The organism is Falsiroseomonas sp. CW058 (assembly GCF_050563535.1).
Lineage (GTDB): Bacteria > Pseudomonadota > Alphaproteobacteria > Acetobacterales > Acetobacteraceae > Falsiroseomonas.
The window spans coordinates 42,040-53,951 of sequence record NZ_JBNXUO010000033.1 but is presented as its reverse complement, the minus strand read 5'-3'; the positions used below and the strand labels follow the sequence as shown (position 1 = coordinate 53,951).

Annotated in this window: 11 protein-coding genes; 9 read left to right on the top strand and 2 right to left on the bottom strand. The window is 77.5% G+C overall.

Going from position 1 to position 11,912, the window contains the following annotated elements:
- The 9 genes from ACK8OX_RS21055 to ACK8OX_RS21015 form a co-directional block, all read left to right on the top strand.
- Positions 1-1,188: hypothetical protein (locus ACK8OX_RS21055; RefSeq protein WP_430666215.1), on the top strand; the 1,188-nt coding region annotated here is incomplete at its 5' end.
- Positions 1,185-1,610, top strand: a complete 426-nt coding sequence (gspG, locus tag ACK8OX_RS21050) for a type II secretion system major pseudopilin GspG (protein ID WP_430666214.1) — start codon at positions 1,185-1,187, stop codon at positions 1,608-1,610. The genes ACK8OX_RS21055 and gspG, both read left to right, overlap by 4 nt.
- A 4-nt stretch (positions 1,611-1,614) precedes the next feature.
- Complete coding sequence (locus ACK8OX_RS21045) at positions 1,615-2,052, top strand: pilus assembly FimT family protein (RefSeq protein WP_430666213.1); 438 nt, start codon at positions 1,615-1,617, stop codon at positions 2,050-2,052.
- Entirely contained in the window at positions 2,033-2,404 is a 372-nt protein-coding gene (locus ACK8OX_RS21040; protein ID WP_430666211.1) for a type II secretion system protein, read from the top strand. The genes ACK8OX_RS21045 and ACK8OX_RS21040 overlap by 20 nt, the downstream gene beginning before the upstream one ends.
- An 11-nt stretch (positions 2,405-2,415) precedes the next feature.
- Positions 2,416-2,988, top strand: a complete 573-nt coding sequence (locus ACK8OX_RS21035) for a hypothetical protein (RefSeq protein WP_430666210.1) — start codon at positions 2,416-2,418, stop codon at positions 2,986-2,988.
- Positions 2,985-4,034 (top strand): PilN domain-containing protein, encoded by a 1,050-nt coding sequence (locus tag ACK8OX_RS21030; protein WP_430666209.1) that lies wholly within the window; start codon positions 2,985-2,987, stop codon positions 4,032-4,034. The genes ACK8OX_RS21035 and ACK8OX_RS21030 overlap by 4 nt, the downstream gene beginning before the upstream one ends.
- Positions 4,031-4,612 carry a type II secretion system protein GspM gene (gene gspM, locus ACK8OX_RS21025; protein WP_430666208.1) on the top strand — a complete coding sequence of 194 codons (582 nt, stop codon included), beginning with the start codon at positions 4,031-4,033 and terminating at the stop codon, positions 4,610-4,612. Before ACK8OX_RS21030 ends, gspM begins: the two co-directional genes overlap by 4 nt.
- On the top strand, positions 4,609-5,064 hold the full coding sequence (locus ACK8OX_RS21020) for a hypothetical protein (RefSeq protein WP_430666207.1): 456 nt from the start codon (positions 4,609-4,611) through the stop codon (positions 5,062-5,064). Before gspM ends, ACK8OX_RS21020 begins: the two co-directional genes overlap by 4 nt.
- 147 nt (positions 5,065-5,211) lie before the next feature.
- Positions 5,212-10,200 (top strand): VCBS domain-containing protein, encoded by a 4,989-nt coding sequence (locus ACK8OX_RS21015; RefSeq protein WP_430666206.1) that lies wholly within the window; start codon positions 5,212-5,214, stop codon positions 10,198-10,200.
- Between the two features lie 13 nt (positions 10,201-10,213).
- Here the strand turns inward: ACK8OX_RS21015 and ACK8OX_RS21010 are convergent, their stop codons facing one another.
- Entirely contained in the window at positions 10,214-11,179 is a 966-nt protein-coding gene (locus ACK8OX_RS21010) for a tripartite tricarboxylate transporter substrate binding protein (RefSeq protein WP_430666205.1), read from the bottom strand.
- Between the two features lie 68 nt (positions 11,180-11,247).
- Complete coding sequence (locus tag ACK8OX_RS21005; protein WP_430666204.1) at positions 11,248-11,829, bottom strand: NAD(P)H-dependent oxidoreductase; 582 nt, start codon at positions 11,827-11,829, stop codon at positions 11,248-11,250.
- Positions 11,830-11,912 lie beyond the last annotated feature (83 nt).

Sequence of the window (11,912 nt, the reverse complement as noted above, 5' to 3'; positions counted from 1 at the left end):
TCCGCGCTGGCCCGGCCGGCGCCCGGGCGCGCCGCGCATGACGAATCGAGCGTGATCCGCGCCGTCACGCAAGGCATCACCGCCGGCGGCCGCGCTCTGGACGCCGCGATGCCACGCTATGCGCTGACGCTCGAGGACGGCGCGGCGCTGCTGGCCTTCCTCCGCGGGCTCGATGCCGCGCAGGCGGCCGGACTCGGCGCCGACACGGTGCGGATCGGCCTGGTGCTGCCGCCCGGCGCCGGGGGGGAGGCCTTCGCCGCCAGCCTCGCCGCCGCCATCGCCGGCGCCGCGCCGGAAGGCGTCCATCGCCGCCGCATCCTGCTGGACCACGCGACCGCCGCCGGCCCCGGGGATGCGGCACGCGCGGCGGCCGAGCTGCTCGCACGCCCGGTCTTCGCGATCGTCTCGGCGCTGCCCGCCGAGGCCGGCGGCAGGGCGGTGGAGGCCGCGGCGCGGACGGCGCGCGCGCCGCTCCTCGCCACCCGCGCCGCCTCGGCAGAGGCCGGGCCGATGGCCTTCGCGCTGCTGCCCGGGACGGTGCAGGAAGGGCTCGCGCTGCTCGGGCTCGGCCACGATCCGGCGCGCATCCTGCTGCTGGCGCCGGGCGCGGGGGCGGAGGGGGCCGCGCAGGCCATCGCCGCGCGCAGCATCGAGGCAGAGCCCCGCATCGTCGCGCCCGCGGGCCTCGCCGCCGCGCTGCCGGGCGCGAGCGCGGTGCTGCTGCCGGACGGCGCCGCGGGGCTCGATGCCGATGCGGTGGCGCGGCTGCGCCTGTCCGGCCTGCCGGTGCTGCTGCCGGGGCCGTCCGGGGCGCTCGCCGCCCCCGTGCTCGCCGCCGCGCTCGGCCGGCCGGTGACGGTCGCGATCGGCATCCCGCCGGCGGTGATGGCGGGGGGCGGCGCGCCGGCGGCGCGTTTCCGCGCCGGCCCCGGCGCCGCAGCGGGGCTGCCCGGGCGGCTCGGCCATGCGTCGGGGGAGGTGCTGGTGGAGGCGCTGCGCCGCGCGGGCCGCGGCCTCACGCGCGAACGCCTGGCCGATGCGCTGGCCGCCGAGCCCGCCTTCGAAACGGGGTCCCTGCCCTCTCTGGCGCTGACGGGCGGGGCGCGGGCGGCGCCGGGGCGCGTCTGGGTGCTGCGGATCGACGGGGCGGGGCGGATCCACGCCGCCGCCGGGGAGGCCGGGCCATGACGCGACGGCGGCGGCTGGTCCGCCCGGGCTTCACGCTGGTGGAGCTGCTGGTGGTGCTGGTGATCCTCGGCCTCATCGCCTCCATCGCCGCGCCGCAGGCGATGCGCTACCTCGGCGGCGCGAAGCACGATGCGGCGAAGCTGCAGGTGCAGGGGCTCGCCACCGCGCTCGATCTCTATCGCCTCGATGTCGGGCGCTATCCGACGCGGGAGGAGGGGCTGGCGGCGCTGGCGGCACGGCCGGCGGGGGCGGAACGCTGGAACGGCCCCTATCTGCGCCGCGCGGAGCAGTTGCAGGACCCCTGGGGCCGCCCCTGGCGCTACCGCATCCCCGGCGAGCACGGCGCCTTCGACCTGTTCAGCCTCGGCGCCGACGACCGCCCGGGCGGGGCGGGCGAGGACCGCGACGTGACGGGGTGGTGAGGCGATGCGCGCCGCCGGCTTCACCCTGGTCGAGACGCTGGCCGTGCTGACCGTCGCGGGGCTGGCCGCCGCCGCCCTGCCCCGCCTCGTCGATGCCGGGGCCGGCGGGCTGGTGCGCGCCGCGGCGGAGGAGGTGGCGGCGACGCTGCGGGAGGCGCGCGGCGAGGCGCGCCGCAGCGGCCGCACCGCGCGTGTGCTGTTCGACACCGCGACCGGCGCCTTCGGGCTGGAGGGTTCGGCCCGCCCGCCGCGCCGCATCCCGCCCGGCGCGGTGCTGGCGGTGGAGGCGACGGCCGATGCGGCCGATGCCGGCGGGCGCATCGCCATCCGCTTCGACGCGGAAGGCGGGTCGCATGGCGGGCGCGTGCGCATCGCGCTGCGCCAGGCCGCCGCGGCGGCGGAGGTCGACTGGTTGACCGGCCATGTCCGCATCCTCCGCTAGCCGCGCGCCCGGCTTCACGCTGGTGGAATGCCTCGCGGCGCTCGCGGTGCTCGGCGTCGCGATCGCCGTCGCGCTGCCGCCAATGGGCGATGCCCTGCGCGCCTTCGCGGACCGCCGGTCGCGCATCGGCGCGGCGGCGCTGGCGCAATCCGTGCTCGACCTCCATGCGGCGCCCGGCGCCGCGCGGCCGGGGCGCTGGCAGGGACGCGCGCCGGACGGCACCGCTTGGCGGGTCGAGGTGGGGGAAGGCGAGCCGGGCGCGCCGGGGCTGCTGCTGCATCCCGTGCGGGTGCTGGCCGGGCCCGTGGTGCTGGACACGCTGCGGCCTGGCCGCGCGGCGCCGCCGCCGTGACCGGGCGCGGCATGTCGCTGGTCGAAACGCTGGTCGGGCTCGTGCTGCTGGGCCTGCTGGCCTGGATCGGGCTCTCGGCGCTCGGCCTGGCCGGGCGGGCGGGGGCGGCGGTGGCGGCCGACCCCGCCGCCGTCTCCTCGGTGCAGGAGGTGCTGCGGCTGCGGCTGGCCTCCGCCCTGCCCGTGATGCTGCCGGCCGAGGGCGCGCGGCCGGTGCCCGCCTTCCAGGGCGAGCCAACGCGGCTGCGCCTGGTGGCGGAGCTTCCGCCGCGCTTCGGCGTCGCCGGCCCCGCCCTGGTGGAATTCGCGCAGGATGGTTCGTCGCTGCGGATGGCATGGCGCCCGCTGCACGGCGCCGCCGCCGGCGAGGGCGCGCGCGGGCGGGTGCTGCTGGACGGGGTGGCGGCGGTCGCGCTGCGCTACGCGGGCGATCCGCGCGGCGGCCACGACCTTGGCTGGCACGCGGCCTGGCGCGACGCGGCGGGCCTGCCGCTGGCCGTCGAGTTCGGCGTTTCCTTCCCGTCCGGCGATCCCCGGCACTGGCCGCCGCTGGTGGTCGCGCCGCGCCATGCGGTGCCGCCGTGACCGCCGCGTCCTGGTGGCGCTGGTGGCGGGCGGAGATCGCGGCGCTGCGCCCGGCCTGGCTGCGCCGTGCGCCAGGCCTCGCCCTTGCGGTCGATGCCGGCGGCGCGGCGCTGCGCCGGCGGCGCGGCAGCGCCTGGCGGGAGGAGGCGCGGCTGCCGGCCGAGGGCGCCCTGCCGCGCCGTCTCGTCCGCCGCCTGCGCGCCGCGGGTGCGCCGCTCGCCCTCGTCGTGCCGGAAGCCTGGGTGCTGCGGCGGGCGCTGCGCCTGCCGGAAGCTGCGGCCGCGCGGCTCGACGCCGTGCTGGCCTTCGAGCTGGAGGCGCAGCTGCCGCTGTCGGCCGAGGAAATCCTGTGGACCGCGCGGGTGCTGCGCCCCCTGCCCGAGCTCGGCCGCATCGAGGTGGAGGTCGCGGTGCTGCCGCGCCACCTGGTCGCCCCGCTCGCGGCGCGGCTGCGGGAGGCCGGGGTCACGGCCGCGCTGGCGGCGATGCCCGCGCCCGGCGCCTGGCCTGCCATCGCGCTCGACCCGCTGTCGCCGCCGCGGCGGTCCTGGCAGGGCGTCGCGACGGGGGCGCTGGCGGGCGTCTCCGCCGCGCTCGCGCTGCATCTCCTCGTCGCGGATCACCAGGCGCGGGACGCGCTGGCGCGTGGGCTTGAGGCGCGGGCGGCGGAAGCCCGCGCCGCCGCGACCCGGGCGCAGGCGCTGGAGGCGGAGGTGGCGGAGCTGCGCGCCCGCCTTGCCGCCGCCGCCGGGCTGCGCGCGCGGCCGCCCGCCGTCGCGGTGCTGGAGGAGGCGGCGCGGCGCCTGCCCGACGGCGCCTGGCTGACCGAGCTGCGCCTGTCGGGCGAGGCGCTGGTGCTGACCGGCCATGCGGCGGCGCCCGATGCGCTGGTCGCGCAGCTCGGCGCCTCGCCCCTGTTCCGGGAGGTGCGCTTCGCCGCGCCGGTGACCCGCGGCGGGGAAGCCGCGGACCGCGTCCAGCTGTCGCTGCGCGTTGTCCTGCCCGACCGCGCGGAGCCCGCGCCGCTGCGCACGGTGTCCCGGTGACCCCGCCCGTCCCCGGCCCGCTCGCCGCCCTGTCGCCGGCCGCGCGTCGGGCGCTTGCGGTCGGCCTGCTGCTGCCGCTTCCGCTCGCGGCCTGGCTGGCCGCGGCGCCGCTTCTCGCCGCGCGGCAGGATGCGGAGGCGCGGATCGCCGCGGCCGCGGCGCTGGAGGAACGCGCCGCCGCCATCGCCGCGCGTGCCCCGGCTCTGGCGGCCGAACGCGCGGCGCTGTCGGCCGCGCTCGCCCGCGCCGTGGGGCCAGGCGGCGAATCCGGCCACGCCCTGGCGGGTGCGGCGCTGCAGCGGCGGCTGCGAGAGGCCGCGACGCGCCACGGCGCGACGGTCCGCAGCCTGGAGACGCTGGCCGAGGAGGATGCCGCGACGGTTGCTCTGCGTGCCCAGTTCCGCCTGCCGCCGCCCGGCCTCACCGCGCTGCTTGCCGAGATCGAGGGCGGTGGCTGGGGCTTCGCGCAGGTGACGTCTCTGACCGCGGGCGTCGCGGGTGGCCCGGTGCCGCCCGGCACGGCGCGGCCGCTGGAGGTGCAGCTGGTGCTGCGCGCGCTGCGCGGCGGCGGGCGATGAGGGGGTTGCTCGCCACCGCCGCGCTTGCCGCCGCGCTCGGCCATCTCGCGCTCGGCCGGGCGGGTGGCGGGCTGCCGCCGGCGCCGGTGCCCGTCGCGCCCGCCCAGCCCACCGCCTTCGTGCCGGCGCTGCCTGGCGCGCTGCCCGGCCCCTGGCCCGAACAGCTCGCGCGGCCCCCTTTCGACCCCTCGCGGCGCCCGCCCGCCCCCGTCGAGGTGTCGGTGCCGGCCTTCGAACCGCCCCCGCCGGGCGCGGCCGCAGGCATCGTCATCGGGCCATCCGGGCCGCTGGCGCTGCTGCGGCTCGTGGATGGGCGCGTGCAGCGCGTGGCCGAGGGGATGGAGGTCGAGGGCTGGCGCGTGACGCGGATCGAGTCGGCACGGGTGGAGCTGGAACGCGACGGGCGCCGGGTCGAGCTGCGGGCACGCCCGCAGCAGGCAGGGCCGGACTAGCCACCCGCCTTCGTCCCGGCCTCGCATCAACCCGGGATTGTTCCGCTTCTCAATAAGTCTTGAAGCGATCCATTACCGCGAAGCAGTGATGCGCCGGTGGAACGGCATCCCGCCATGTTCCGTGCAAAGCAACACGGAACATCCACAATGGCTCTTCCCTGGGCGACCACCATCGGCTCCATTGGCGGCCTCGGCATCAACCGCCCTGCCGGACTTCCCGGCAGCGATGGCGTGCAATCCTCTCCCGCCGCCGTGGGAACGCCGGATGGCGGCGCTGCGGTCGCATGGCTCAACGGCCCGATCCAGAGGGTGGTGCTGCAGTATCTCGACCCACTCGGGGGGCCGCAGGGGCGGATGCTGCTGGACGACGCTGCCGGCGCCGTCGTCGCCGGCCCGGTCCTCGGCAGCTGGGATGGCGGCATCGCCGCGGTGTGGGAGGAGCAGGTGGGTGGCGCCTCGCTGCTGCGCGGCAGGCTGGCGGGCCCGGGCGGGCCGCTCGGGGGGGAATTCGCGGTCGCCGCGCCCGGCCCCGGCGCGCTGCGCCAGCACCAGGCCAGCATCGCCGGCTGGGACGGGCCGGGAGGCGACGGGTTCGCGGTCGCCTGGGCGGAGGAGGTCGCGGCAGGCGGCGGCGTCGAAAGCAGCATCCTGCTCCAACGCTTCGCCGCCGGCCCGCTCGGCGCGGGGCTGGATGGCGTGCCCGGCGCGGGCGGCGATGCGCCGGCCTCCTTCGGGCCGGGCCGGGACCCGCACTTGGCGCGGCTGGCCGGCGGGCAGGCGGTGCTGACCTGGATCGCGCCGGACGGCACGGTGCAGGCGCGGCTGCTGGGCGCGGACGGCCTGCCCGTCGCGGGCATCGACCTTGGCGCGCTCGGCAGCGTGCCGCCGGGCCAGGCGGCCCGCGCGGTGGCGCTGGAAGGCGGCGGCTTCGCGCTGCTGCGGGTGGTGGAGGAGGCCGGCACCGGCGCGCCCCTGCTGGTCGCCACCGCCTGGGCGGGCGGCAGTTGGACGCGGGAGGCGGATGAGATGCTAGCCCGCCTGCCCGCTGACCTCGTCGGCCCGGTGCAGGCCAGCGCGATTCCCGGCGGCGGGATGGCGGTGTGGAGCACCGCAGGCGGGCAGGTCTTCGCGTTGGGCTTCGGCCCGGATGCGGCGCCGCTGCCCGAAGGCCCCCTGCCCTCGCCGCTGGCCGGCGCCTTCGCAGTGGGCGATCCGGGCGCGGCGCAGCAGGGTGCCGTGGTGGCGGGGATGTCGGCGGGGCGCGCCATCGTGGCCTGGCAGCAGCCCGGCGCGGATGGCGACATCCGCGGCCAGATCCTCGACACCCGCGCCCCTGCCGTCGTCCTGGGCGGCGGCGCGGCGGCGGAGCTGCTGGCCGGCACGATCGGCGCCGACAGCCTGGATGGCGGCGGCGGGGCGGACACGCTGGGCGCCGCGCTCGGCGCCGACACGCTGCGCGGCGGCGCCGGCGACGACCTGCTGGAGGGCGGCGACGGCCTGGACCTGGCGGGCTTCTCCGGCCCGCTCGGGCGCTATTCCATCACCACCGACGGGTCCGGCGGCTGGGTGGTGCGCGACATGCGCGCGGGCTCGCCCGATGGCGAGGACACGCTGCGCGGGATCGAGGCGCTGGACCTCGCCGGCCAGCGCCCGGACCTCGCGGCCTTCGTCGCGCCCGCCGTCGCCGGCGCCCGCCAGCGCGGCGGTGACGGGGCGGACATCCTGCGCGGCGGCGCCGCGACCGATGTGCTGGACGGCGGCAAGGGCGACGACCGGCTGACCGGCGCGGGCGGCGACGACCTGCTGCTCGGCGGCAGCGGGCGGGACGTCGCGCTCGGCGGCGACGGCGCGGACACGATCCTCGGCGGTGCCGACGGCGACATCCTGCGCGGCGAGGCCGGCGACGACCTGCTGCTCGGCGGCTTCGGCGCGGATGTGGTCGATGGCGGGGCGGGGATCGACACCGTCTCCTACCGCGGGGAGGTCGCGCGCTTCCTCATCAACCTCGCCAGCCAGCGCGTCCGCAGCGACCGCGACACCGCCACCGGCGCGCCGCGCGCCATGGGGCCGGAGGACAACCTCGTCTCCATCGAGAACGCGACCGGCGGCGGGGCGCAGGACACCATCTTCGGCGACGCCGGGGCGAACCGGCTGGAAGGCGGCGGCGGCGACGACCGGCTGGATGGCGGCGCGGGATTCGACACCGCCGCCTTCTCCGGCATCTTCCGCGACTACACGCTGCGCCTCGGCACCGTCTCGGTCGGCGTGACGCACCGCGATGGCGGCGCGGACGGGACGGACACGCTGCTGAACATGGAGGCGCTGGCCTTCGCGCGGCAGGCGGCGGAGGTGGCGGAGAACGCCGCGGGCGCGCGCATCGCCACCATCGCAGACCACCGGCTGGCCAACTTCACCAGTTCCGATCCCCGCTTCGAGGTGGTGGTGGAGGGCGCGGGCGTTGCGCTGCGGCTTCGCCCCGGCGTCGCGCTGGATGCCGAGGCGGCGCCGGTGATCGACCTCGTGCTGACCGCCACGCTGTCCAACGGCATGGTGGCGACCCAGCCTCTGCGCATCGCCGTGCGCGACGTGAATGAGCCGGTGACGATCCTGCCCGGCGGACAGGTGACCGGCGCGCTGCGGGAGGACGGCAACAACAACCTCCGCGCCGAGGGCAGCTTCCGCTACGCCGATCCCGACCGCGGCCAGCAGCACGAGGTGGTGGTGATCCCCGGCGCCTCCACCGCCAGCGACCCGGCCTTCGGCGACGCCGCCATCGGCGGGATGCGCGCCAACATCGTCAATGCCGGCCAGGTCACCTGGCGCTTCGACGTGGATGACGACCTGGTCCAGGCGCTCGGCGAGGGCGATACGGTGGAGCGGCGCTTCACCCTTGCGGTGACGGAGGGGTCGGACTTCCCGATCGGCACGCCGGGCAGCCTGCCATCGGGCCATGCCATGGCCGCGCTGGCGGGGGGCGGCCATGTCGTCGTCTGGCAGGCGGTGGCGGCGGATGCCTTCGCCAGCGGTGTCTGGGCGCGCATCTTCGGCGCCGATGGCCGGCCGCTCGGCGCGGAGTTCCGCGTCAACGCCGCGGTGCCGGACCTTGGCGCCGCGGAACCCGCCGTCACGGCGCTTGCGGGCGGCGGTTTCGCCGTGGCCTGGCGCGGCGATGCGGACGAGCCGGGGCCGGGCGGCGGGTCCTTCGCCATCTCCGTGCAGGCCTTCGGCGCGGCGGGCGAGCGGATCGGCGGTGAGGTGCGGGTGAACGCCCTCGTCGCCGGGCAGCAGGAAGCGCCGGGCATCACGCAGCTCGGCGGCGGGCAGCTGCTGGTGACCTGGCAGGGGGAGGAGCCGCGGCCGGACGGGCTCGGCACCTTCATGGCCGGGCGGCTGCTCGCCGTGGGGGGAACGGGCCTCTCCCCGCTCGGCGGCGAGCTGCGCCTGACGCCCCTCGACCCGCCGGGGACCGAGGCGCTGCTGCCTTCCATCGAGGCGCGCGGCACGGCGGCGCTGGCGGGCGGCGGCTTCGTCCAGGCCTGGATCTGGACCGAGGCCGACAGCGGCTTCATCAGCGTGCTGCACCGCCGCTTCGGCGCCGATGGCCTGCCCGACGGGCCGGTGCTGGCGGCGAATGTCGACGGCGCGGACGGCTTCTCCGCCGCACCGGCCACCGCGCTGGGCCTCGCCGCCCTCTCGGGCGGCGGCTTCGCGCTGGCCTGGCGCACCGCCGACCCGCAGGCGCCGCTTGCCGTCCGCAGCTTCGCCGCCGACGGCTCCGCCCGCGGCAGCTACGAATTGCCGGCGACCGGCGGCGACCCGGCCGAGATCCGGCTGCTGTCGCTTTCGGGCGGCGGCTTCGCGCTGGCCTGGTGGGACGCGGAGGCGCAGCGCATCGACGGCCAGGTCTTCGACGCCGCGGGCCGACCGGTGGGCGCGCCGCTGCACGCCGAGGGCGCGGGCGATGTCGCGCAGCTGGAGCCGCGGCTGGCGCGCGCGGCGGATGGCGGCTTCTTCCTCGGCTGGACGGCGGAGAACGGGACGCTCGGCCTCGACCTCTTCGTCCAGGAATTCGGCGCCGACGGGATCGCGCGCGGCGCGGCGCGGCCGCTGAACCTGCTGCAGGGCGGGGCGCAGTCCGACGGCGCGCTGCTGGCGCTGGCGGGGGGCGGGCTGGCAGCGGGCTGGCTGTCCTTCAACGACGGCGCCGCGGAACTGCGCGGCGGCCTCGTGCCGCCCGGCGGCAGCTTCACGGCGACGCAGGAGGTGGTGGTCACCATCACCGGGGAGAACGACCGCCCGACGGCCGAGGACCTGACCCTCAACCCCTTGATCCGGATCGAGGAGGAGGGGTTCTTCGTCGAGCACACGCCGGACCTGGTGGGCGACCTGCGCTTCGGCGCGGCGATCGCCGATGCGGATGCGGGCGAGGCCGCGCTGCTGCGGGTGGTGGCGGGCGGCGCGCGCGGCGCTTCCGCGCCGCTCGTCTTCGGCCCCGACGGGCGCGCGGCGATCGAGGGCACCTACGGCACGCTGTCGATCGGCGCCGAGGGCGCGTATCGCTACGAGCTCGACAACGCCCGCGCGGCGACCCAGGCGCTGGCGGACCGCGCGGCGGTGCAGGACGTCTTCACCTATGTGGTCGCCAACGGGCCGGATGCGGACGACCGCGCGACGGCGACGCTGACCGTGCTGATCCGCGGCTCCAACGACCGCCCGACGGCGACGGCCGAGGCGGCGTTGCTGGTGCTGCCGGACCTGCCGGCGGACCTCGCGCCGCCGCGGCAGGTCACGGGCACGCTGGCGGACAACATCGGCGACGTGGATGCGGGCGCGGCGGCCCTGCGGGTGCTGCGCCTGGCGGCGGGCAATGCCGCGCCGGTGCTGGTGCCCTTCGATTCGGGGACGCAGGAAGCCGCGGTGGCCGGCACCTACGGCACGCTGTTCGTCGATGCCGACGGCGACTGGCGCTACGTCCTTGCGCTGTCGGATGCGGACACGCGGGCGCTCGGCCCGGGGGCGGATGTGACGGACCTGTTCTCCTACGCCGCGTCGAACGGGCAGACGGCGGCCGACATCTCGGCCGCCGCCACCATCGCCATCCGCATCACCGTACCGCCTGACGCGCTGGTGGGATGAGGCGACGCCGGGGTCAGGAAGGGGTCATGCGCGCCATGCGGATCCACTCCGCCTGGCGCGCGACATCCTGGCGGAGGAAGGCGTCGAACGCCTCGATCGACATCGGCATGGGCTGCGCGCCGGCGCGTTCCTGCGCCTGCTTCGTGGCATCGAGCGCGAGGATGCGGCCGAGTTCGGCGTTCAGCCTCTCCAGCACCGGGCGCGGCGTGCCGGCGGGCGCCATCAGGCCGAGCCAGATCGAGGCCTCGTAGCCCGGCAGCGCCTCGGCCACTGCCGGGACCTCGGGCATCAGCGGGCTGCGCTGCGGCCCGGTGGTGGCGATGGCGCGCACGCGCCCGCCGGCCACCTGTTCGCGCATCGTCGGGATGGCGTCGAACATGATGGGCACCTGCCCCGCGATCAGCGCCGTCCGCGCCTCGTTGGAGCCGCGGAAGGGGACGTGCTGCGCGGTCGCGCCCGCCATCGCCAGGAACACCTCTCCCGCCACGTGATAGGGCGTGCCAGGGCCGGAGCTGGCATAGTCGTAGCGGCCGGGATTGGCGCGGAGCAGCGCGATCAGCTCCGCCAGGTTCTGCGCGGGCACCGAGGGATGGACCGCCAGGACGTGATGCGCGACGTTGATCGCGCCCACGGGCGCCAGGTCGCGCAGAAGCTGGTACGGGCGGTTCGGGATCAGCGTCTCGTTCGCCGTGTGGGTGTTCGACATCAGCAGCAGCGTGTGGCCGTCGGGCGGGGACTTCGCCACCGCGTCCGTCCCGATCACCGCGCCCGCGCCGGGCCGGTTCTCCACCACGAAGGGCTGGCCGAGGGCCTGCGACAGCGGCTCCGCCAGGAAGCGCGCCGCGACATCCGCCGACCCGCCGAGCCCGAAGGGGACGATGATGCGCACGGGCCGCGACGGCCAGGCGGCCTGGGCGCGGGCCAGGCCCGGCGCGGCGAGCAGGCCGGCGGCGGCCATCAGGTGACGGCGGGCGATCATGCGGTTCCTCCCGGTTGCGGTCGTTGCCGGCTTCATCGGGCACCCCGCGCGGGGACGCAAGCCCGGCGTCAGAACCGCGCCATGCCGCGCCGCACGCGGGCCAGGAAACCGGCCGCGCGGCGTTCCGTCAGCCGGTTCACGTCGTAGAGCGCGTGGTACTCCACCTGCGCCCGCCATCCGGTCAGCGCGCGCAGGTAGCGCGTGACCGCCATGCGCGGCGGATCGGCGACCCAGAGCGCGTTCCAGCGCGGCCGGCCATAGGTGCTGATGCCGGCGATCTTGCGGATATGCGTCAGGTTCGGCCGCGCCACGCCATCGACCAGCGTGAAGGACACGCCGGGCAGGAAGACGCGGTCGAAGAAACCCTTGAGGATGGCGGGCAGGCCGAAGCTCCAGGTCGGGAAGGACAGCACCAGCGCCTCCGCCCGCTCCACGCGGCGGACATAGCCTTCCACCGGGGCGCGGTTGGCGGGAATGGCGTGGTAGCCGCGGCGTTCCTCCGCGCTCAGCACCGGGTCGAACCCCTCGGCGTAGAGGTCGCAGAGGTCCACCTCGTGGCCGGCCTCGGCCAGGCCCTCCCGCGCCGCCTCGCGGATCGCGAAGTGGAGGCTTCCGGCCAGCGGATGGGCGTAGAGGTAGAGCACGCGCATCAGGCGGCGCCCCGTGGTGCGGCGGCGGCGCGGGCGGGCATGGCGGCGACGGTCATGCCGGATTCTCCTTCGGGCGTTGCGCC

What these genes read in the sequence shown, in the direction of transcription:
- gspG (WP_430666214.1), top strand. Translation starts at nt 1,185, where the DNA reads ATGACGCGACGGCGGCGGCTGGTCCGCCCGGGCTTCACGCTGGTGGAG.
- ACK8OX_RS21045 (WP_430666213.1), top strand. Translation starts at nt 1,615, where the DNA reads ATGCGCGCCGCCGGCTTCACCCTGGTCGAGACGCTGGCCGTGCTGACC.
- ACK8OX_RS21040 (WP_430666211.1), top strand. Translation starts at nt 2,033, where the DNA reads ATGTCCGCATCCTCCGCTAGCCGCGCGCCCGGCTTCACGCTGGTGGAA.
- ACK8OX_RS21035 (WP_430666210.1), top strand. Translation starts at nt 2,416, where the DNA reads ATGTCGCTGGTCGAAACGCTGGTCGGGCTCGTGCTGCTGGGCCTGCTG.
- ACK8OX_RS21020 (WP_430666207.1), top strand. Translation starts at nt 4,609, where the DNA reads ATGAGGGGGTTGCTCGCCACCGCCGCGCTTGCCGCCGCGCTCGGCCAT.
- ACK8OX_RS21015 (WP_430666206.1), top strand. Translation starts at nt 5,212, where the DNA reads ATGGCTCTTCCCTGGGCGACCACCATCGGCTCCATTGGCGGCCTCGGC.
- ACK8OX_RS21010 (WP_430666205.1), bottom strand. Translation starts at nt 11,179, where the DNA reads ATGATCGCCCGCCGTCACCTGATGGCCGCCGCCGGCCTGCTCGCCGCG.
- ACK8OX_RS21005 (WP_430666204.1), bottom strand. Translation starts at nt 11,829, where the DNA reads ATGCGCGTGCTCTACCTCTACGCCCATCCGCTGGCCGGAAGCCTCCAC.